We start from the raw sequence: 19694 nt of genomic DNA on the forward strand, positions 1-19694 counted from the left end.
AGCATGCCCGCCGCCGTCGAGGGGGCCGAGTCTCCGGGGGGCGAGCTGCTCGCCGGCCGCTACCGCCTCCTCGAGCGCATAGGAGCGGGCGGGATGGGGCATGTGTACCGCGCGCGCGATGAGGTCCTCGAGCGCGATGTCGCCGTCAAGCGCTTCTCCGTGGATCCCTCCGACCGGGTGTCGGCGGTGCGCCGCGCATCGGAGGCGCGACTGCAGGCGACGTTCGATCACCCCTCGCTGGCCACTCTGTTCGATGCCCAGGTCGATTCGGGGGAGAACTCCTTCCTCGTCATGGAGCTCGTGCCGGGGCAGACGCTTCACGACCGTCTTGCGCAGAACGCGTTGACCGGTGAGGAGGTCGTCGCGCTCATCATCGGCCTCGCGAGCGCGCTGGCGGTCGTCCACCACGCCGGCATCGTCCATCGCGATATCAAGCCTGCGAACGTGCTGCTGCGCCCGATCCGGCACGGAGTCGTCCCGTTCCGGCCGGTTCTCGTGGACTTCGGCGTCGCCCACCTCGTCGACGCAGCCCGCGTCACCTCGCCCGGGGTCGTGATCGGCACGGCCTCCTATCTCGCCCCCGAACAGGTGCGAGGTGAACCCACCGTGCCGGCGTCCGACATCTATGCGCTCGGTCTGCTCACCATCGAAGCGCTCACCGGGACGAAGCAGTTCGTTGGCGACTCGATTCAGGCGACGATCCTCGCCCGACTCACTCGACAGCCCGAGGTTCCCGGAGAGCTCGGCCAAGGATGGAGGTCGCTGCTCATCGCGATGACCTCCCTCGACCCGTCGTCGCGGCCCACGGCGGAAGAGGTGGTTCAGCGTGTGCGTGCGCTGGGGGCACCGAACTCGTCATCCCCGCCGCTGCGCCGTGACCGTCGTCATCTCCCGACGGTCAGCGACACCGGTCCGACGCTCGAGGCGGAGGTGGCGGAGCTGCTCCTGCCGCTCGGATGTTCACCACTGCAGGCGGAACCGCAGAGCGCGAATCGGGCGCACGTCGGGCTCGTGGTCGTTCTCGTCGTCACCGTGATGACGATTCTGGGCGCCATCATGCTCGCCTGCGCAGCGAGCGCCCCGGCCACCGAGACAGAGTGGCAGGCGCAGGCGGCGGCCTCTTATGCGCGACTGTCCGGCGACTCGAGGCCGAACAGTACGGATGCCGCGCGACGGATGTGCACTTCGGTGAGGTCGGCGGCGCGGGCTGGATCTCCCTCGTCGATGGCTGCATAGATCGCGCGGTGCTCGCGGCGTAGGCGCTGCGCCTCGTCGGGCCACTCCTCGGTGCGTTCGGCGGCGCGCAGGATCGGCACCTTCATGGCGCTGCGGATCGCCGCGGTCAGCGCGGCCGAGAGGGCACTGCCCGAGGCCTCGGCGATCGCAAGGTGGAACTGTGTGTCGGCCTCGTTGAACGAGTCGCGGGAGGAGTGCGGCTGATCCATGCGGTCCAGCGCGTCGATCATCCGCGACCGCGCCGTGTCGTCGAGCCGGCGGGACGCCGATGCCGCGCTGGCACGCTCGAGCACGACGCGCGCGTCGGTCACGTCCTGGATCGTGAAGTTCGACAGCGCGACGTGCAGGCGGAGGAAACGGGTGAGCGCATCGCGCGGCAGGGCCGCCACGAATGTCCCGGCGGTGGCGCCGGCTCCGGGCTGGGAACGCAGTACGCCCTGCGCCTCGAGCACACGGACCGCTTCGCGCACACCCGCCCGGCTGACCTCCAGGCTCGTCGAGAGCTCCCGCTCGGGGGGCAACGCGTCACCGACCTGCAGGGCACCGGACAGGATCCGGTCCTCGATCGCCTCGATCACGAGCTCGTGGGCACGCGCCTTCTTGACCGGCTGCCACAGGGAATCGGGTGCGTTCTCCGCCATCGGATCCGCGCCACCTCTCTCGAATCTCTTGACAGCCTAGCGGTCAGTCACATAGATTGCGCTAGCGGTCAGACCTCTAAAAGGTCCGCATCCGCACCCCGGTCACTCGGCCCTTCGCACAACGGCGTACGAAAAGAGACAGAGATGTACACACCCGAACTCGCCCCGGTCGGCGGGAGCCTCGCGCTCTCCGCTCTCGTGGCCAGCCTCCCGTTCCTCACGGTGTTCCTCGCGCTCGGCGTGCTGCGCTGGAAGGCGCACTGGGCGGGACTGACCGGACTCGCGGTCGCCGTCCTGGTCGCGGCGCTCGGTTTCCGGATGCCGATCGACCTCGCACTCCTCGCATCCACGCAGGGTTTCGTCTTCGGGCTGTTCCCGATCATGTGGATCGTGCTCAACGCGATCTGGCTCTATGAGCTGACGGTGCGCAGCGGCCGCTTCGAGGACCTCCGGCGCGTGATCAACGCCCTCTCCGACGACCCGCGCATCCAAGCCGTCATCATCGCGTTCGGTTTCGGCGGACTGCTCGAAGCGCTCGCCGGCTTCGGCGCACCGGTCGCCATCACGGGCGTCATGCTCATGGCCGCCGGCTTCTCGCCGATGCGTGCGGCCGTCATCGTGCTGCTGGCCAACACCGCGCCCGTCGCGTTCGGCGCGGTCGGCACGCCCATCGTCACCGCCGGGGCCCTCACGGGCATCGACTACCGGCACATCGGCGCCATCGTCGGCCACCAGACGCCCCTGATCGCGGTCTTCGTCCCGCTCATCATCGTGCTGCTCGCCGACGGGTGGCGCGGCATCCGCGAGACCTGGCCCGCGACGGTCGTCTTCGGTGTCGTGTTCGCGATCGCCCAGTGGGTCAGCGCGACGTGGATCTCGGTGGAGCTCACCGACATCGTCGCCTCGCTCGCCGGCATCCTCGCCGCCGTCATCCTCCTGCGCTTCTGGCAGCCGCGCGGCACCGAGGCCGCCCGTGAACGTCTGCTCACCACCGCCGCCGTCGACCTGCTCGCCAGCGAGAAGGCGGCCACCGGCAGCATCCGCACCCGTCGGGCCGGGTCGCGCGCGGCCCGTGCCGGGTCGGCCACGGGGTCGTCCTCGGCATCCGCGTCGACGGGCACCGCCACCGGCCCCGTTGCGACCACCGGCGCCGTCCCGGTATCGGACGTCCCGCTCGACGCGCGGACGGTCTTCCTCGCGACCTTCCCGTACCTGCTCGTCATCGTCGTCTTCTCGCTCGCCAAGCTCGTCCCCGACCTCAAGGCGGCCCTCGGCGCGACCGACGTGAAGATCCCCTGGCCGGGCCTGAACGGTCACATCCTCACCTCGAGCGGTGCCGCATCCGGCGCCACCGTCTACACCCTTCCGTGGCTGTCGTCGGCAGGCAGCCTGCTCGTGATCTGCGGCGTCGTCGTGGCGCTCGTCTACCGCCTGCCGCTGCGCGAGGCCGCCCGCACCTGGGTCCAGACGCTCGTCAAGCTGCGCTTCTCGCTGCTCACGGTCGGATCGGTGCTGGCCCTCGCCTACCTCATGAACATCTCCGGACAGACGCTGACGATCGGCGCGTTCATCGCCGGCACCGGAGCCCTGTTCGCCTTCCTCTCGCCGATCCTCGGCTGGTTCGGCACGGCGGTGACCGGTTCGGACACGAGCGCCAACGCGCTGTTCGCCACGCTGCAGCAGAGCGCCGCGCTCAAGGCCGGCCTCGACCCGGCACTGCTCGTCGCGGCCAACACCTCCGGCGGTGTCATCGGCAAGATGATCAGCCCGCAGAACCTCGCCATCGCCGCCACCGCCGTGGGCCTGGTCGGCCAAGAGTCGGCGATCCTCCGCCGCGTCATCTGGTGGAGCATCGGCATGCTCGCCGCCATGTGTCTGCTCGTCGGTCTGCAGTCCTCCGTCCTCTCGTGGATGCTGCCCTGATCCGGCCCGCGTCAACACACACCGTCGTCCCCACCTGAAAGGCACGCCATGTCACCCGTGAAGCGTCAGCTGCCCAAGCCCGCCGAGCTCCTGGAGCTCATGCAGTTCAAGAAGCCCGAGCTCGACGGCCGCAAGCGTCGTCTCGAGGGCGCCCTCACGATCGCCGACCTGCGCACGATCGCCAAGCGTCGTACGCCGAAGGCCGCCTTCGACTACACCGACGGCGCCGCCGAGGGCGAGCTGTCGCTGGCGCGCGCCCGCCAGGCGTTCCAGGACGTCGAGTTCCACCCCGACATCCTGCGCCCCGCCGCCGAGGTCGACATGTCGACGGAGATCCTCGGTGGCCCCTCGGCGCTGCCCTTCGGCATCGCGCCCACCGGCTTCACCCGGCTGATGCAGACCGAGGGCGAGACGGCGGGGGCGGGAGCCGCCGGTGCCGCCGGCATCCCGTTCACCCTCTCGACGCTCGGCACGACCTCGATCGAAGACGTGAAGGCCGCCAACCCGCACGGGCGCAACTGGTTCCAGCTGTACGTCATGCGCGACCGCGAGATCTCGTACGCTCTCGTCCGCCGGGCGGCGGCCGCGGGCTTCGACACGCTGCAGTTCACGGTCGACACCCCCGTCGCGGGCGCGCGCCTGCGCGACAAGCGCAACGGCTTCTCGATCCCGCCGCAGCTGACCGTCGGCACCATCATCAACGCGATCCCCCGGCCGTGGTGGTGGATCGACTTCCTCACCACCCCCAAGCTCGAGTTCGCGTCGCTGTCGACGACCGGCGGCACGGTGGGCGAGCTGCTGAACTCCGCGATGGACCCGACGATCAGCTACGACGACCTCGACGTCATCCGCGGCCTCTGGCCCGGCAAGATCGTCGTGAAGGGCGTGCAGAACGTCGAGGACTCCAAGCGCCTCATCGATCGCGGCGTCGACGGCATCATCCTGTCCAACCACGGCGGGCGTCAGCTCGACCGCGCCCCGATTCCGTTCCACCTGCTGCCGGAGGTCGTGCGCGAAGTCGGCAAGGATGCCACGGTCATGATCGACACCGGCATCATGAACGGCGCCGACATCGTCGCCGCGGTCGCGCTCGGCGCGAAGTTCACGCTCATCGGCCGCGCCTACCTCTACGGCCTGATGGCGGGCGGACGTCAGGGCGTCGACCGCACGATCGACATCCTCCGCACCGAGATCGAGCGCACCATGAAGCTCCTGGGCGTGTCGACCCTCGCCGAGCTCGAGCCGCGGCACGTGACGCAACTCGAGCGCCTCGTGCCGCGGGCCTCGAACGGGGGCGTGCTGACCTCGGCATCCCGTTGACGCGGAGCGACCCGGTGTTGCCCGGCCGTGGGTGGGGGTAGCGTCGGGGGCGCAGCACCGACGCGAAGGAGCGGAACGTGGGCCGGATCATCTTCTCCATGTCGCACTCCCTCGACGGCTACATCACGGATGCCGAGGGCCGCTTCGACTGGGGCGCGCCCGACGAGCACATCTTCCGTGCCGCCCTCGAGGAGGTGCGTGGTCTCAGCGCCCACTTCCTGGGCCGGCGCCTTTACGAGACGATGCGGTACTGGGAGGATCCGGAGGTCGCACCCACCCTCGATCCGCTCGAGCGCGAGTTCGCCGAGGTCTGGAACGAGCTGCCGAAGATCGTCGTCTCGTCGACGCTGGATGCCGCGCCCGGGCAGAACACGACGTTGCTGCAGGGCGATCTCGTGGAGGAGATCGCGCGCCTGCGCGACGACGACGAGGTCGGGGAGATCGCGATCGGGGGTGCGACACTGGCGGCCGCGGTGGCCGCAGCCGGACTCGTGGACGAGTATCGGAGCGTCGTGTACCCGATCCTGCTCGGCGGGGGCACCCCGTTCTATCCGCGGGGCGTCGGTCCGACGAGCCTCGAACTCGTCTCGAGCCACCGGTGGGCCCGCGGCATCCAGGCGTTGCGCTACCGCGTGGTGCGGCCCCCGCGCTGAGCGCGTGCGGTGGGCGGGGGCTTGCAGGCGTGCCGACCGCCGGCGGGAGCGGCGGCATGCGGCGGCGGCATCCGAAGTGCAAGGGATGCCGGGCGACACGCCGGTGCGACGCGCGCCCGGGCGGCGTGTCCCCGCGGCCGCCTTGCAGTTCGGGCCGGGGTGCTGGGGGAGGTAGCCATGGCCTGGGGTGCCCGCGGGGCGGTGTGGGGTGGCCCGGATCGGCGCGCGGCGCGCCGGGGGCGTGCGTGCCCGGGCGACGCCCACACCCCCGGCATCCGAAGTGCAAGGGATGCCGGGCGACACGCCGGTGCGACGCGCGCCCGGGCGGCGTGTCCCCGCGGCCGCCTTGCAGTTCGGGCTATGGGTGGGATGCAGCAGGCGAGCGAAGTCCTGGCCCGGCGGCGGCCGGCGTGCGAGCAGGTCGAAAGTAAGCTCGACGCGTGAGCAGATGGCGGCCGTCCCCCGCGCGATGGACACACCACGCGGCATCCGAGACGCCCCGCTTCTCACCGAGCGTCGAGTCCCGCGCCACCCGCTGGTCGCTGGGATCCGCGCTCGTTGCCGCCGCCACCACCGTGCTCGTCATGGGCGGGGCGCGGATGCCGCTCGGCGGCGGCGAGTCCGTCGGCAGCCTTGCGGCGCTGCTCGCGGCGATCGCGGCCGGTCCGGCGTTCGCCGTCTCGTTCGCGCTCGAACGGCGCCGTGGATATCTCGCCTGGCGCAACAGCCTGCCGCGCGCCAAACGGGCAACCGATCTGATCGCCCTGTCTGCGGCGATGATGATGCTGGCGGCGTTGGTCGTCGTGGCCGTCGCGGAGCTGTTCCAGCTGGGTTTCCGAGGCCTCACGATCGACCCGTTCGGTGCCGCGGCGCTGGTCGCCGCCGCCGTCGGCACGATGACCTACGTCGCGTCGGTCTCGGGGGCACGTGTCACCTCCACGGGCGTGGCCTCGCTCGCCACCCTCGTGCTGTTCATCGGCACGCTGGCGAGCATGGTCAGCGCCTCACAGGGCGATTGGTGGAGGTTCCACTTCTCCGAACTGGGCAACGAGTCGGGCTACGCCGGCTACCAGTTCAACCTCTCGCTCATCACGACCGGCGCCGTCATCACCGCGCTCGCCAACTTCGTCGCCCACGATCTCGAGGTCGGACTCCGCGCGCATGTCGAGACCGCGCAGCGGCGTGCACGGCTGTTCGCCTGGCTGCTCGCCGTGATCGGCCTGTGTTTGATGGTGGCCGGGTTCGTCCCGGACGCCGTCGCTTTCCCTGTGCACGTGGGCGCGGCATCCGGAATGGTCGTCATCTTCGGCGTGCTGGTCGGATGCCTGCTGACTCTCGTTCCCGGGATCGGCCGCGATATCGCGGTCTTCTCGGTGCTGGTCGTCGCGGGCATCATCGTCGCCGTCGCCCTCTGGGTGCCGATCGACTACTACAACCTCACCGGGTCGGAGTTCATCATCGCGGGGCTGCTGTTCGCGTGGCTGATGCTGTTCGTCCGCCAGGCGCGTGCGTATGCGGACGCCGCCGCGCCGGCACCTCCCGTTCCCGCGGCAGCGGCTCCGGCCGCCGCGTGAGCGCGGGTGCACCAACGAGCGTGAAGGGGACGAAAGGGCCGCGATGCGCGCAGTGATGATGGACGCCGTCGGCGCGCCGTTGGAGGTGCGTGAGGTCGATGACCCGATCGCACCCGCCGGCGGCGTGGTCGTGGAGGTGCGGGCGACCGGACTGTGCCGCAGCGACTGGCACGCGTGGGTGGGTCACGACGACATCGCCGTGCCGCACGTTCCGGGCCATGAGCTTGCCGGCGTGATCGTCGAGACCGGCGCGGGCGTCGAGCGTTTCGCCGTCGGTGACCGGGTGACCGTGCCGTTCGTCTGCGGCTGCGGGGCATGCGGGTGGTGCCGCGCGGGCGACGCGCAGGTGTGCCCCGATCAGCAGCAGCCCGGGTTCACGCACTGGGGCTCGTTCGCCGAGCGCGTTGCGCTGCACGCGGCCGACACCAACCTCGTGCGCATTCCGGACGACGTCTCCTTCGCCGCCGCGGCTGCCCTCGGATGCCGCTTCGCGACCGCGTTCCGCGCGCTCACCGGACGCGCACGCGTGCAGCCGGGCGAGTGGGTCGTCGTGGTCGGCGCGGGTGGGGTGGGACTCAGCGTCGTCATGATCGCCCGCGCGCTCGGTGCTCACGTCGTGGCCGTCGACCGCAACCAGGCCGCGCTGGACGCGGCATCCGCTCTCGGCGCCGATGCCGTCGTCGTCGCCGACGGGGTGGACGTGCCCGATGCCGTGCGCCGGATCACCGGCGGAGGCGCGCACGTCTCGATCGACGCGGTGGGCGCGGAGCAGACGGCGGCCGACGCCGTGCTGAGCCTGCGTCGCCGCGGCCGCCACGTGCAGGTCGGGCTGCTTCCGTCGGAGACGGGGTTGTCGGCAATGCCGATGGCCCGCGTGATCGCGTGGGAACTCGACGTGCTCGGCAGCCACGGCATGGCCGCCGTCGACTATCCGGCGATGCTCGAGCTCATCGCCGAGGGACGCCTGCGTCCGCAGGAACTCATCGAGCGCACGATCTCGCTCGCCGAGGCCGCGGCGCTACTGCCCACCTTCGACCGTGCCACGCTTGCCGGTATGACGATGATCGATCCGGGAGTTCTCGCATGAGCGGGACGAAGCGCACCGAGCCGACCTTCCAGCGCAACGCCCTGGCGCCGGCCTTGCTTGCCGCCGCCGTGCTGTTCCTCGCGCCCGTGCTGCTGACGGCGGGCTGGGGGATCGTGGTGCTCTTCGTCGTCGCGATCCTGGCGCTGATCGTCGGCTGGTTCGCCGTGCAGGCGCGTCAATGGGTGTGGGCGGCGGTGTTCGCCGTGATCGCGGTGGCCTGGAACCCCGTCATCCCGTTCGGGTTCGACGGCTTGGTCTGGTCGCTCGTGCAGCCGGCCGCCGCCATCGTGTTCCTCGTCGCGGGCGCGATGATCAAGACCCCGCGGGACTGAGCGCCTCGGCATCCTGCCGCTGCTGGCGCCGGCCCTCTCGGGTGGAGTTACTCCGGCCGTGCGTTCATAACTCCGGAAATCTCGGGCTGTCTGCCGGTTCAGCGCCCCTCCGGGGCTCGCCGTCGCCAAAACTCCGGAGTTGTACACGGATAGATTGACGGGTCTCTTGACACCGACCTCGCGTTCCACAAGCGTTGGCACCGCATGACAGGCTCCGGCAACTGGGTCGATCCCGCGAAGCGGCACCTCCACGGTCCGGGCGCAGCAGCGTTCGGCGCGGACGCACCGAGCTGAGCTCCCGCGGGACGCGTCCACGTCACCCCCGCGGCGGGGCGGCGCTCGTCACGACGGCTGCGGTGCGTCCTCGCGGGTCACGGCAAGCTTCTCGGCCTCCTGTCGTTGCTGCTCCGCGGCGGTGAACGGCGACGTATCGGGCTCGCCACGATAGCGCACCGTCTGCACGACGAAGATCGCGACGCCCAGCAGCACGACGGCGAACGAGGCCCAGATGTTCGCCGGGATGCCGAGGGGCGCATCGCTCGTGGGATCGATGCGGATCGCCTCCAGCCAGCTGCGGCCCAGCCCGTACCAGATGAAGTACGACGCGATGCTGCGGCCCCAGCCGAGACGCACTCTGCGCTCGAGGACGATGATCAGCGCGGCACCGACGAGGTTCCAGATCATCTCGTAGAGGAACAGCGGATGGAACAGCGTGCCCGGCGCGACGCCGGCGGGGAACATCGGCGCGTCGGGGGAGATCTCCAGGCCCCACGGGAGGGTCGTCGGCAGCCCGAACAGTTCCTGATTAAAGTAGTTGCCGAGTCGTCCGATGGCCTGCGCGACCAGCAGGGCCGGCGCGAGCGCGTCGGCGAAGGCGAAGAAGCGGATGCCGGCGCGCCGCGTGGCGATGTAGATGCCGATCGCGCCGCCGATCATCGAGCCGTAGATCGCGTTGCCGCCGTCCCAGATGGCGACGACCGCCCACGGGTTGTCGCCGGGCGCGAAGTAGTCGCCCATGTGCGTGAGCACGTGGTAGATCCGCGCCGCGATGATGCCCAGCGGCACCGTCCACAGCGCGACATCGATCACGGTTCCCGCCGGCACTCCGCGCGCCCGCAGCCGTCGTTCGGTGATGATGACGGCGGCGATGATTCCCGCGATGATGCACAGCGCGTAGACGTGGATCGTCAGCGGGCCGATGTGAAAGCTGGACCAGCTGAGGTCGGGGCTCGGGATACTCAGGTGCACGCCCGACATGATATGCCTGCCGGGTATGAGTTGGCCCGGGGTGCTCGGGGTTCCGTTCCGCGGTGACCGAACTGCAAGGCGTCGACCGCAACACGCGGGGTCAGGCCCGGATGCTGCGGCGTGTCGCTCGGCATCCCTTGCAGTTCGGGTCGGGAATGGGCGTTCCACTGACGCGCGGGGGGCGCGGGGGGAGCGGCGCGATCAGTCGGCGCGCGCGGGCGGCGTCGCTGTTCCTGCTCGGGTTGCCGGGGTCGGCGTACCTCTATCAGGGCGAGGAGCTGGGCTTGCACGAGGTGGCGGAGATTCCCGCCGACCAGCGGCAGGACCCGACCTTCTTCCGCACCCACCAAGAGCAGTACGGACGTGACGGATGCCGCGTGCCGCTGCCGTGGACCCGCGAGGGCTCCTCGTTCGGTTTCGGGTCGGGGGGTGCGCACCTGCCGCAGCCGTCGTGGTTCGCGGACGCGTCGGTCGAGGCGGAGGAGGGCGACCCGGCATCCACCCTCACCCTCTACCGCCGGGCCCTCGCCCTGCGGCACGAGCTGCTCGCGCCGGAGCGACTGGAGTGGGTAGAGACCGGCCGCGACGATGTGCTGCGGTTCCGCCGCCCGAACGGGTGGGAGGTCGTCACGGTGTTCGGCTCTGCGGCGTTCGTCCTGTCGCTCGCCCCGGGGCAGCGCGTCGTGCTGTCGAGCGCGCCGATCGACGGCCACACCGTACCGGGTGAGACGACGGTCTGGATCACGGGGGGCTGATCCGGCTGGTCGCGTTGCGGGTGGGGTCGCGTGGCCGAACTGCAAGGGATCGCCGTCGACACGCGGGGTGGGTGAGGGATGCCGCGGCGTGTCGCCCGGCATCCCTTGCCGTTCGGGCGGGGACGGCGCGAGCGACCCGAACGTTGTGTTCAACTGGAGCGTGGCGTTGACCGAGAGCGGCGACTGAGCCGATGAACTCCAGGGCGGGGAGGAGTGCGGCCGCATCGGTTCTTGCCGTCGCGGTCATCCAGGTCGTCGTTTTCGCGATCACGACCGCGGTCTGGGTCGGGAGCACGGTCTTCGCCGGGGGCGCATGCGCGCCCCGCTGCGACTGGTCGGGCGCCGACCTCGCGGGCGCCGTCTACTACCTCGTCGCCGTCGTGATGTTTGTCGGCACCGCAGCGGCGGCTCTCTTCGCGTGGCGGACGGAGAGGGATCTCACCTGGGTTCCGCTCGCCGCCAGCGCGGGCATCGTGGCGGGGCTGCTGATTGCGCTCAGACTCTTCCAGGCGGCGATGGGATCTTAAGCGTCAGCGCGACCGGCGGCTCAGCAGGGGGCCGAGGGGGATCTCCAACAGCAGGACGAGCAACCAGAGAGCGCCGTACTGCGGAAAGAGCAGCACGAGCACGAGCGCGAGCGCCATCAAGATCGCGCCGATCCAGTGCGTCAGCGGCGGTGCGGGTGCGCGGTCGCTCAGTCCCGCCCGCTGCAGCGCCACCGCCTGTACGCGCAGGATCACTCCGCCCACCAGCATCGTTCCGACGTAGGCCCCCAGCCCGACCCGGTCTGTGCCCGGTCCGGCGAGATCGAGCGCCGTCGCGACCGGCAGGAAGACGATCGTCGCGAGCCAGAGGGTCTGCAGGCGGCCGACCAGGCGGTTGTAGCCGCGCGCATGCACGAACATCACGTGGTTGGCACGCCAGAAGGCCGCGATCACCACGAAGCTCAGCCCCGCAGAGATCATCCCGGTCACGTTGTCGGCGAAGAAGGCCGACGCCGACTCGGCATCCATCGCCTTATCCACCAGGGGCAGCACGACGAGAGTGATCGCGATCGCGACGACCGCGTCGCTGAACGCGACGAGCCGGTCGAGGGCCTTCTCGCCTTGAGCGGCCCCGTGCGCGCCATCGTCGATCTGGTCTTCGGACATGGCGCCAGGCTAGCGGGGCAGAGGGCCTGTGGAGAACTTCCGAGGCCGGCTCACGCGGATGGCTAGGATGCCGGGGTGACAGCCCCCCGCCTCGTTTCCCGTGCCGCATTCTCCCTCCTCGTCGCTGCCGGAGCCTTCGCCTTCGCGGGATGCGCCGCCGGAAGCGGGACTGCTGCGTCGCCGTCGGTCTCCGTGTCCGGAGCGGTCGGCGGCGGCACGGGCGCGCCGTCGGACGGGGCGACCGCTCCCGGGGAGGGAGATACCGGCGGGGGCGACGCCGGAGGCGGCAGCGCTCCGTCTGCGCCCACCATGGCGCTCGCCGACGTGCTCGCCCGCTACCCCGACTGTGCGGCCATGGGCTCTGTGCTCGGTTCGGCGATCGACGGACTCGAACTCGGCGACCAGAGCAACGAAGACGGCACCGTGCGGTGCACCTGGATGTCGACGACCGGTGACGACGTGAACACCGTCGACATCTCGGTGACGACCAACAACGGAGCCGGCGATGTGCCCAAGAAGGACGACATCGCCGCCATCGGGTCGGAGTACATCGCGGATGCGGCCGTCGAGGCTCGGGGCGGCATCGCCTACGGCACGACGTCCACGGGAGACCTCCGCATCTACGGCACGCTCGTCGACGTACCGGGAGTGGGGGTTTCGATCAGCTCGGGCGCGCTCAACGAAGACCCGCGCATCTTCGGCGCCCCGGCCGTCGCCGCAGCCAAGCAGCTCCTCGGCATCGCCGGCTGACGCGCCTCGACGTCGACCCTCGCCCGCTCCGTTGCCCGCCGGGCCCGCGCTCAGCCGCGTCCGATAAAATCCCTCGTGCCCGAAACGCCTGCAGACACCGAGATCACTCCCGACCCGGACGATGCGGCGACCCCGGCCCCCATCGCGATCGACCCCCACGAGCTGGAGATCGCGCTGCGCGTCATCGACGCGGCATCCCTCCTCGATCGCGACGACCCCACCTACATCGCCCTGCGCCGCCAGACCGGCAAGATGTACAAGGACGTCAAGCGCATGTCGCGCAAGGAGAAGCGTCAGCGCATCGCCGACGCCGACCGTGCGGTCGTCGCCGCCACCGCGACGGGTGCACCGGACCGCATCGACGACGAGACCCGCGGCATCCCGCTCGCGGCCCGCACCGCGGCCCCGACCGCGGGCGAGCTCATCAAGCCCCGCGCCTGCTATATCTGCAAAGAGCAGTACACGATCGTCGACGCGTTCTACCACCAGCTGTGCCCCGACTGCGCGGCGATGAGCCACGCCAAGCGCGACGCCCGCACCGACCTCACCGGCCGTCGTGCCCTGCTCACGGGAGGCCGCGCGAAGATCGGCATGTACATCGCGCTGCGGCTGCTGCGCGACGGCGCCCACACGACCATCACGACCCGCTTCCCGCGCGACGCCGTCCGCCGCTTCTCGGCACTGCCCGACAGCGGCGACTGGATCCACCGACTCAAGATCGTCGGCATCGACCTGCGCGACCCCGCCCAGGTCATCGGCCTCGCGGATGCCGTCGCCGCCGACGGGCCGCTGGACATCCTCATCAACAACGCGGCGCAGACCGTGCGTCGCTCCGCCGGGGCGTACAAGCCGCTCGTGGACGCCGAGCTCGCGCCGCTGCCGCAGGGACCGCTGCCCGAATTGCTGACCTTCGGCCACACCAACGACGCCCACCCGCTCGCGCTGGCCCAGTCGGTGTCGAGCCATCCCATCCTCGCCGCCGCCGCTCGCACGGCGGAAGAGCTCACCGCCGAGGCGATGGCCGCCGGGTCGTCGTCGCTCGAGCGTCTCGCGGCGGGCACCGCGATCGACGCCGGCGGCCTCATCCCCGACGAGAACCACATCAACAGCTGGACGCAGTCGGTCGAGCAGGTCGAGCCGCTGGAGATGCTCGAGGTGCAGCTGGCGAACATGACCGCGCCGTTCCTGCTCGTCTCGCGTCTGCGTCCCGCGATGGCGGCGTCACCGGCGCGGCGAAAGTACGTCGTGAACGTCTCGGCGATGGAGGGCGTGTTCGGCCGCGGCTACAAGGGTCCCGGTCACCCGCACACCAACATGGCGAAGGCGGCCCTCAACATGCTCACGCGCACGAGCGCGCGCGAGATGTTCGAGACCGACGGCATCCTCATGACGGCCGTCGACACGGGGTGGATCACCGACGAGCGCCCGCACTACACGAAGGTGCGGCTCGCCGAGGAGGGCTTCCACGCCCCGCTCGACCTCGTGGACGGCGCCGCGCGCGTGTACGACCCGATCGTCCGCGGTGAGGCGGGCGAAGACCTCTTCGGCATCTTCCTCAAGGACTACCGCAAGAGCTCATGGTGAGCCGGTCGGCTTCCGTCGGAGGCGCTCAGGCCTCCGGCAGGAAGTAGGCCGCCGCGAGGGGTGCGACCTCCAGAGCGGATGCCGCGGCGCGGTCGACCCAGCGGAGCTCCTCGATCTCGGCATCCGTCACCGGCTGCTGGTCGCCGATGTCGACGCGGAAGACGTCCGCCACGACGGCGAAACCCGGCTCGTTGGCGGCGGGGGCGGTGAACTCGCCGAGCGGCGTGAGGTCTGTCGGTTGCAGGCGCAGCCCCACCTCTTCGGCGAGCTCGCGGAGGAGCGTCTGCGCGGCATCCTCACCCGCCTCCGGCTTGCCGCCGGGCTGCATGAACGCGGTCGTCCCCGCCTTGCGCACGAGCAGCAGCCGTCCGTCGGCGTCGGTGATCACGGCGGCGGAGACACGGATCGAGCGAGCCGGATCGGTCGTGGGGATCGGCGGAGGCGTCGAGGTCACCCTCGCACGCTAACACTCCGGCGCCCCGGCCCCTGTTCGAGCGCCGCCGCACACGGTTGACTGGGCACATGAAGCTTCTGCTGACCTCGGGCGGCGTGACCAACGACAGCATCCGCACCGCGCTCGAAGACATGCTCGGCACACCCATCGCGGACAGTTCTGCGTTGTTCGTGCCGACGGCGCAGTGGGGCCAGCCGATGTGCTCGCCCGAGACGGTGTGGCGCTCCACGGCGGGCCGGTGGCCGGGCGGCATCGACAGCCCGGTCGAACTTGGGTGGCGCTCGGTCGGGGTGCTCGAGCTCACTGCCCTGCCGACGATCGCGCCCGAGCGATGGATGCCGTGGGTGCGCGAGGCCGATGCGCTGCTCGTCGACGGCGGCGAGGCGGTGTATCTGGCGGAGTGGATCCGCCGGTCGGGTCTGGCCGATCTGATCCCCGAGCTGCACGACACCGTGTGGGTCGGCATCAGCGCGGGCAGTATGGCCCTGACGCCGCGCGTGGGGCCGGAGTTCGTGGACCGGCATCCGGGCGGCACCGACGAGACGCTGGGGCTGGTCGACTTCTCGATCTTCCCGCACCTGGACTACCCGGGCTGGACGGGGAACACGACCGCGGCGGCCCGCCGGTGGGCGGAGGGTATCCGCGGTCGCGCCTACGCGATCGACGACCAGACGGCGATCCGTGTCGTCGACGGCGTGGTCGATGTGATCTCCGAGGGCAACTGGGAGCTGCTCAACGGGTGAGCCTGCCGCCGGGCGCTCCTACTGCTCAGACCGTCAGCATCACCTTGAGCGCCTCGCGGGAGTCCATCGCGGCGTAGGCGGCCGGAGCGTCGTCGAGCGGCATGATCCGGTCGAACACGCGGCCGGGCTCGATCGTGCCGTCCAGCACCAGCGGAATGGCGTCCTCGAGGTACGCGCGCACGGGGGCCACGCCGCCGGTCAGGGTGATGTTCTTGCCGAACAGCGACGCGAAGCCCACGGGCGCGCTCTCGTACTGCGGAACGCCGACGCGCGAGATGACCCCACCGGGGCGGACGACACCGTACGACTGCTCGTACGCCGGCATGTGTCCCACCGCCTCGATCACCACGTGGCTGCCCTCACCGTCGGTGAGATCCATCACCCGCGCGATGCCCTCCGCGCCGCGCTCGGCGACGACATCGGTGGCGCCGAACTCGACGCCCAGGTCGGTGCGGTCGGTGTGGCGGCCCATGAGGATGATCCGCTCCGCTCCGAGGGTGCGGGCGGCGAGCACCGCCGACAGGCCCACGGCGCCGTCGCCGACGACCGTGACCGTCTGGCCGGGCTGCACGCGAGCCAGGTGCGCGGCGTGATAGCCCGTCAGGTACACATCCGACAGTGTCAGCAGCGACGCCAGCAGAGAATCGGATGCCGCGTCGGGGTCGACGTCGGGGACGACCACGAGCGTGCCATCGGCCTGGGGGATGAGGGCGCGCTCGGCCTGCAGGCCCCCGACCCGCCCGTTGCCGTAGAAGCCGCCGTGCACGCAGGAGGTCTGGAAGCCCTCGCGGCAGAAGACGCAGGTGTTGTCGGAGTACACGAACGGCACGATGACGAAGTCGCCCGGGCGCACCGTGGTGACGTCGGCGCCGGTCTCCTCGACGACGGCGATGAGCTCGTGCCCCATGCGGCGGCCCGTCGCACTGTCGCCCATCGAGTGATAGGGATGCAGGTCCGAACCGCAGACGCACGCGCGGACGATCCGCACGACCGCGTCGGTCGGCTGCTGGATGACGGGATCGGGGACGTTCTCGACGCGGACGTCTCCGGCGCCGAACATGACGGTTGCTCGCATGAGTCCATTTCACGCCATCCGCCCGACCCTTTCTCCCACCCCGCGCCCAGGAGTGGGCACCGCAGGGTCGCGCTCCCGTCCAGAACCGCTGGTCAGGCGTTCTTTCTCGTCGTGAGCAGACGGGGGGATGCTGGTCGAAAAACTCAGTGGGAACGGGTGATCGCGCCCACGGTTCCGAGGAACCCGAACACGAACAGACCCACGCAGGAGATCACGAAGCCCCAGATGGCGAGCTGACTGAAGGGCAGCCGCGGAGCCGGCGCAGGGATTGACTCCTCGGCGCCGGAGGGGTGATGAGGCGTGTGCTCGGGTTCATCCATAGGGCCGTTTTCGCACGCGGCGCTATGTTCCGACTGAACCTCGCAGCCGCAGCGCGAGGAAGAGCGCCGCGCACAGCGTCGTGAGCCCCGCCGCGAGGAGGACGACGGCCGTCCAGCCCGCGCTCGCGAACAGGTGCGTGGATGCCGCGCCCGACAGGGTGCTGCCGAGGTAATAGGTCAGCAGGTATGCGCTCGATGCCCGCGAGGTGCTGCGCCCCACCGCCTGAGCGCGCGCGACGACCCACCCGCTGAGGATCGAGTGCGTTCCGAGGAACGCCGCTGTGAGCAGCCCCAGACCGGCGAACACGGCGATCACGTTCGGCCAGAACACCAGACCGATCGCCGCGAGCGTGGCGATCGCGCCGAGCAGAGAGGTGACCGCGCGGCCGAGGCGTCTCGAGATCCGGTGGAACAGGCCCGGCGCGAGGATGCCGAGGGGGTAGGCGAAGTAGACGAACACCTCTGCCGCGCCGAGTGAGAACGGGGGCCCGTCCAGCCGGAACGGCACCGCGTTGTACAACCCGACGAAGGTCGCCATAGCGAGCGCTCCCGCCACGCACACGGTGAGGATGACGGGGTCGCGAAGCGACGCGACGGTGCCGCCGAGCAGGTCGCCGATCCGCAGGGGCAGCGGTGCCGCGCCGTCGCGGGGGAGCGCGAACCAGACCAGCACGCCGACGATGACGCTCAGCGCACCGAGCACGGTGCTCACGAGCTGCCAGCCGCCGAGGGCGGCCAGCGGCAGCGGCGCGAGGCGGCCCACGGCACCGCCGAGCGCCGTGCCGGAGATGTACAGCGCGTTGGCGCGCCCGTGGGCGTCGTCGCGGACGGCGTCCCGCAGGTACGCGAGCGCGACGGCCGGGAGCACCGCCAGTGCCAGGCCCCCCGCGGCGCGGAGGGCGAGAAACGCCTCCCACGTGGGTGCGAACGCGCACGCCACCGAGAGAACGCCGGCGACCACGAGCGATCCGCTCATCGCGGACACCCGCCCGATGCGGTCGGACAGCGGGGCCGACAGCAGCAGGCCGAGGAGCATGGCCGCCGTCGTCGCCGAGATCGCGAGTCCGCTGGCGCCGGCATCCACCCCGAACGACGCCGCGATCGACGGCAGCAGCGGTTGCGGGAAGTAGATGATCGCGAAGTTCGCGAGGCCGCCAGCGGCGAGCAGGCCCACGACGCGTCGGTAGGAGGCGGTGCCTGCGGCGATGCGCGCGATCGACCCGGTGGGGGTGCGATCGAGCAGGGTGACGGCCATGCGGACCATCGTCGTCCCGCGCAGGGATGGGCAGGAAATGAAACGAAAGCCGCTTTTGATGCGTTCAGCGCATAATCGGTGTCATGGACGAGCAGACCCTCCGCATCTTCCTGTCGTTGGCCGAGACGCAGAACACACGCGACACCGCCGCGGAACTGCGCGTCAACCAGTCGAACGTGTCACGCGCGCTCGCGCGACTCGAAGACGAGGTCGGGATGGCGCTGTTCGCCCGACACGGCAAACGGCTCGAGCTGAACGCGAACGGCCTCGCCTTCCGCGCCGACGCGGCAGGCGTCCTCGACGCGGTCGAGTCGGCCCGCCGTCACGCCGAGCTGATCGCCGACGAGGGGCGGCTGCTGCGCGTCGGGTTCCTGCACTCGGTGGCGCGGTGGATGGTGCCCGACGTCATCCAGCGCTTCCGCGCACTGCGACCCGACGTGCGGGTCTCGCTGCGTCAGGGTTTCGCGCGCGACCTCTACGGCTGGCTCGCCCTCGACACGATCGACGTCGCCTTGAGCACGGCACCGCTCGCCACCTCCGCGACCTCCGACGACATCGGATGGCAGCCGCTCGCCGAAGAGCCGCTGTGCATCGCCGTCCCCGCGGGCCATCCGCTCGCGGCGGCATCCGGCCCGGTCGATGTGCGTGCGTTGGCAGGGCGCGACTTCATCGGCTTCTCGCGCATCGCCGAGCTCCGCACCGCCGTCACCGACATCCTCGACGAGGCCGACGTCGCCGTGAACGTCACGTTCGAAAGCAGCGAGATCGACACCATGCGCAGCCTCGTCGCCGGTGGGCTCGGGGTCTCGATCCTGCCGCGCACACCGGGCCGCGACGACCCGGGCGTCGTCTATCTCCCGCTGCAGCCGCAGCGCGTGCGTGCGATCGGCATCGCCTGGAGCACGACCGCCCAGGGTGCCCGCTACGCGAAGGAGCTCGTCGCCGCGCTGCGGGAGCGGTGAGGGGGTCGCGGGACAGGGCGTGGTGGTGCGCATCCGTGGTCGATACAGTTGGCGGCATGACGCCGGCGCGGAGGATTGTCGTCGTCGGCTTGAGTGCAGCGCTCGCGGTCGGGCTCAGCGGCTGCACGATGAACGAGCTCATCTGGGGTGCCGACGGCGCGCATGTCATCGACACGACCCAGAGGCTGATCACGGCTGCGGCGGCGCGAGAGGCTGACGGGCTCGTCTGTGCGGGCTCCGACCCCGACCTCCGCGACCCGGCGGATTGGGACGGGGTCACCGCTCAAGAGCCCGAGCGGTTCGTCGCCGCCCACTGGCCCGAGATGGCCCCTCATGATCCGACGTGGAGCATCAACCTCTCGCTCCCTGCGTCGCGCGTCATCGCGGGTGCGCAGTATCCGGGCGACGTCTTCTACCGGGAGGTCGACGGCGAGCTCTGTCTCGTCGACATCGCCTGGTGGACGGTGCAGTAGTCGCGGCGAGGCCCCACAGCCTCGGAATCGACGGGCGGACGAGATGACCGGTCGACGGGGCCGATTCGGACACACGGATGCCGCGGCATCCGCCAGAATCGTGGTGCCCGTGCGGCGCGCACCGGCGGGATCTCCGCTCGACCGCCCTCTCCCGAAGG

Annotated in this window: 20 protein-coding genes and 1 pseudogene; 14 read left to right on the forward strand and 7 right to left on the reverse strand. The window is 70.7% G+C overall.

The features are described from left to right. The first annotated feature begins 3 nt into the window (after positions 1–3). Entirely contained in the window at positions 4–1236 is a 1233-nt protein-coding gene (locus tag HMPREF1529_RS15570) for a serine/threonine-protein kinase (protein WP_016463920.1), read from the forward strand. Here HMPREF1529_RS15570 and HMPREF1529_RS04800 read toward each other — a convergent pair. After that, positions 1122–1877 carry a FadR/GntR family transcriptional regulator gene (locus HMPREF1529_RS04800; protein WP_016463921.1) on the reverse strand — a complete coding sequence of 252 codons (756 nt, stop codon included), beginning with the start codon at positions 1875–1877 and terminating at the stop codon, positions 1122–1124. The two genes, HMPREF1529_RS15570 and HMPREF1529_RS04800, sit on opposite strands and share 115 nt — an antisense overlap. 144 nt (positions 1878–2021) lie before the next feature. On the opposite strand from HMPREF1529_RS04800, the gene HMPREF1529_RS04805 reads away from it, so the two are divergent. The 6 genes from HMPREF1529_RS04805 to HMPREF1529_RS04830 all read left to right on the forward strand — a co-directional run bounded on the left by HMPREF1529_RS04805 (position 2022) and on the right by HMPREF1529_RS04830 (position 8766). Beyond that, positions 2022–3800, forward strand: coding sequence for an L-lactate permease (locus HMPREF1529_RS04805; RefSeq protein ID WP_016463922.1), 1779 nt, complete (start codon positions 2022–2024; stop codon positions 3798–3800). Between the two features lie 48 nt (positions 3801–3848). Then, positions 3849–5120: an alpha-hydroxy acid oxidase gene (locus tag HMPREF1529_RS04810; protein ID WP_016463923.1), complete on the forward strand. Its 1272-nt coding sequence runs from the start codon at positions 3849–3851 to the stop codon at positions 5118–5120. A gap of 77 nt (positions 5121–5197) precedes the next feature. Beyond that, on the forward strand, positions 5198–5773 hold the full coding sequence (locus HMPREF1529_RS04815) for a dihydrofolate reductase family protein (RefSeq protein ID WP_016463924.1): 576 nt from the start codon (positions 5198–5200) through the stop codon (positions 5771–5773). Positions 5774–6213: 440 nt separating this feature from the next. Next, positions 6214–7347: a DUF998 domain-containing protein gene (locus HMPREF1529_RS04820; protein ID WP_016463925.1), complete on the forward strand. Its 1134-nt coding sequence runs from the start codon at positions 6214–6216 to the stop codon at positions 7345–7347. 43 nt (positions 7348–7390) lie between these two features. Next, complete coding sequence (locus HMPREF1529_RS04825; RefSeq protein WP_016463926.1) at positions 7391–8434, forward strand: zinc-binding dehydrogenase; 1044 nt, start codon at positions 7391–7393, stop codon at positions 8432–8434. Beyond that, positions 8431–8766 carry a DUF6804 family protein gene (locus HMPREF1529_RS04830; protein ID WP_016463927.1) on the forward strand — a complete coding sequence of 112 codons (336 nt, stop codon included), beginning with the start codon at positions 8431–8433 and terminating at the stop codon, positions 8764–8766. Before HMPREF1529_RS04825 ends, HMPREF1529_RS04830 begins: the two co-directional genes overlap by 4 nt. 342 nt (positions 8767–9108) lie before the next feature. Here the strand turns inward: HMPREF1529_RS04830 and lgt are convergent, their stop codons facing one another. Then, a complete protein-coding gene (gene lgt / locus HMPREF1529_RS04835) occupies positions 9109–10023 on the reverse strand; it encodes a prolipoprotein diacylglyceryl transferase (protein ID WP_016463928.1) in 915 nt (304 codons plus the stop codon). A 197-nt stretch (positions 10024–10220) separates the two neighbouring features. Between lgt and HMPREF1529_RS04840 the strand changes: the two are divergent. Both HMPREF1529_RS04840 and HMPREF1529_RS04845 read left to right on the forward strand, forming a co-directional pair. Further along, positions 10221–10769, forward strand: a pseudogene (locus HMPREF1529_RS04840) (alpha-amylase family glycosyl hydrolase); the annotation flags it as partial. A 191-nt stretch (positions 10770–10960) separates the two neighbouring features. Next, positions 10961–11296 (forward strand): hypothetical protein, encoded by a 336-nt coding sequence (locus HMPREF1529_RS04845; RefSeq protein ID WP_005051574.1) that lies wholly within the window; start codon positions 10961–10963, stop codon positions 11294–11296. A 3-nt stretch (positions 11297–11299) separates the two neighbouring features. Here the strand turns inward: HMPREF1529_RS04845 and HMPREF1529_RS04850 are convergent, their stop codons facing one another. Further along, positions 11300–11920, reverse strand: coding sequence for a TMEM175 family protein (locus tag HMPREF1529_RS04850; RefSeq protein ID WP_016463930.1), 621 nt, complete (start codon positions 11918–11920; stop codon positions 11300–11302). Positions 11921–11995: 75 nt separating this feature from the next. Here HMPREF1529_RS04850 and HMPREF1529_RS04855 point away from each other — a divergent pair, with 75 nt between their 5' ends. Then, positions 11996–12670 (forward strand): hypothetical protein, encoded by a 675-nt coding sequence (locus tag HMPREF1529_RS04855; protein ID WP_016463931.1) that lies wholly within the window; start codon positions 11996–11998, stop codon positions 12668–12670. 75 nt (positions 12671–12745) lie between these two features. Further along, positions 12746–14254, forward strand: a complete 1509-nt coding sequence (locus tag HMPREF1529_RS04860; protein ID WP_005051581.1) for an SDR family oxidoreductase — start codon at positions 12746–12748, stop codon at positions 14252–14254. A gap of 25 nt (positions 14255–14279) precedes the next feature. Here HMPREF1529_RS04860 and HMPREF1529_RS04865 read toward each other — a convergent pair whose 3' ends face one another. After that, a complete protein-coding gene (locus HMPREF1529_RS04865) occupies positions 14280–14708 on the reverse strand; it encodes an NUDIX hydrolase (protein WP_005051583.1) in 429 nt (142 codons plus the stop codon). Between the two features lie 68 nt (positions 14709–14776). On the opposite strand from HMPREF1529_RS04865, the gene HMPREF1529_RS04870 reads away from it, so the two are divergent. Next, on the forward strand, positions 14777–15451 hold the full coding sequence (locus tag HMPREF1529_RS04870; RefSeq protein ID WP_016463933.1) for a Type 1 glutamine amidotransferase-like domain-containing protein: 675 nt from the start codon (positions 14777–14779) through the stop codon (positions 15449–15451). A gap of 25 nt (positions 15452–15476) precedes the next feature. On the opposite strand, the gene HMPREF1529_RS04875 is transcribed toward HMPREF1529_RS04870, so the two are convergent. The 3 genes from HMPREF1529_RS04875 to HMPREF1529_RS04885 all read right to left on the reverse strand — a co-directional run bounded on the left by HMPREF1529_RS04875 (position 15477) and on the right by HMPREF1529_RS04885 (position 18101). Next, positions 15477–16526, reverse strand: coding sequence for a zinc-binding dehydrogenase (locus HMPREF1529_RS04875; protein WP_198013024.1), 1050 nt, complete (start codon positions 16524–16526; stop codon positions 15477–15479). Positions 16527–16669: 143 nt separating this feature from the next. Then, positions 16670–16846 (reverse strand): hypothetical protein, encoded by a 177-nt coding sequence (locus HMPREF1529_RS16065; protein WP_016463935.1) that lies wholly within the window; start codon positions 16844–16846, stop codon positions 16670–16672. Positions 16847–16868: 22 nt separating this feature from the next. Then, on the reverse strand, positions 16869–18101 hold the full coding sequence (locus HMPREF1529_RS04885) for an MFS transporter (protein ID WP_232212055.1): 1233 nt from the start codon (positions 18099–18101) through the stop codon (positions 16869–16871). A gap of 83 nt (positions 18102–18184) precedes the next feature. Between HMPREF1529_RS04885 and HMPREF1529_RS04890 the strand changes: the two genes are divergently transcribed. Both HMPREF1529_RS04890 and HMPREF1529_RS04895 read left to right on the forward strand, forming a co-directional pair. Then, the gene (locus HMPREF1529_RS04890) at positions 18185–19063 is read left to right on the forward strand and encodes a LysR family transcriptional regulator (RefSeq protein WP_005051594.1); all 879 of its coding nucleotides are present in this window, start codon (positions 18185–18187) and stop codon (positions 19061–19063) included. 56 nt (positions 19064–19119) lie between these two features. Further along, complete coding sequence (locus HMPREF1529_RS04895) at positions 19120–19536, forward strand: hypothetical protein (RefSeq protein ID WP_016463937.1); 417 nt, start codon at positions 19120–19122, stop codon at positions 19534–19536. The last annotated feature ends 158 nt before the right edge of the window (positions 19537–19694 follow it).

The sequence above is a fragment of the Microbacterium sp. oral taxon 186 str. F0373 genome, from assembly GCF_000411455.1.
GTDB lineage: Bacteria > Actinomycetota > Actinomycetes > Actinomycetales > Microbacteriaceae > Microbacterium.

Coding starts and splice junctions, on each gene's coding strand:
- HMPREF1529_RS15570 (WP_016463920.1), top strand. CDS start 4: ATGCCCGCCGCCGTCGAGGGGGCCGAGTCTCCGGGGGGCGAGCTGCTC.
- HMPREF1529_RS04800 (WP_016463921.1), bottom strand. CDS start 1,877: ATGGCGGAGAACGCACCCGATTCCCTGTGGCAGCCGGTCAAGAAGGCG.
- HMPREF1529_RS04805 (WP_016463922.1), top strand. CDS start 2,022: ATGTACACACCCGAACTCGCCCCGGTCGGCGGGAGCCTCGCGCTCTCC.
- HMPREF1529_RS04810 (WP_016463923.1), top strand. CDS start 3,849: ATGTCACCCGTGAAGCGTCAGCTGCCCAAGCCCGCCGAGCTCCTGGAG.
- HMPREF1529_RS04825 (WP_016463926.1), top strand. CDS start 7,391: ATGCGCGCAGTGATGATGGACGCCGTCGGCGCGCCGTTGGAGGTGCGT.
- HMPREF1529_RS04830 (WP_016463927.1), top strand. CDS start 8,431: ATGAGCGGGACGAAGCGCACCGAGCCGACCTTCCAGCGCAACGCCCTG.
- lgt (WP_016463928.1), bottom strand. CDS start 10,023: ATGTCGGGCGTGCACCTGAGTATCCCGAGCCCCGACCTCAGCTGGTCC.
- HMPREF1529_RS04845 (WP_005051574.1), top strand. CDS start 10,961: ATGAACTCCAGGGCGGGGAGGAGTGCGGCCGCATCGGTTCTTGCCGTC.
- HMPREF1529_RS04850 (WP_016463930.1), bottom strand. CDS start 11,920: ATGTCCGAAGACCAGATCGACGATGGCGCGCACGGGGCCGCTCAAGGC.
- HMPREF1529_RS04870 (WP_016463933.1), top strand. CDS start 14,777: ATGAAGCTTCTGCTGACCTCGGGCGGCGTGACCAACGACAGCATCCGC.
- HMPREF1529_RS04875 (WP_198013024.1), bottom strand. CDS start 16,526: ATGCGAGCAACCGTCATGTTCGGCGCCGGAGACGTCCGCGTCGAGAAC.
- HMPREF1529_RS16065 (WP_016463935.1), bottom strand. CDS start 16,846: ATGGATGAACCCGAGCACACGCCTCATCACCCCTCCGGCGCCGAGGAG.
- HMPREF1529_RS04885 (WP_232212055.1), bottom strand. CDS start 18,101: ATGGCCGTCACCCTGCTCGATCGCACCCCCACCGGGTCGATCGCGCGC.
- HMPREF1529_RS04890 (WP_005051594.1), top strand. CDS start 18,185: ATGGACGAGCAGACCCTCCGCATCTTCCTGTCGTTGGCCGAGACGCAG.
- HMPREF1529_RS04895 (WP_016463937.1), top strand. CDS start 19,120: ATGACGCCGGCGCGGAGGATTGTCGTCGTCGGCTTGAGTGCAGCGCTC.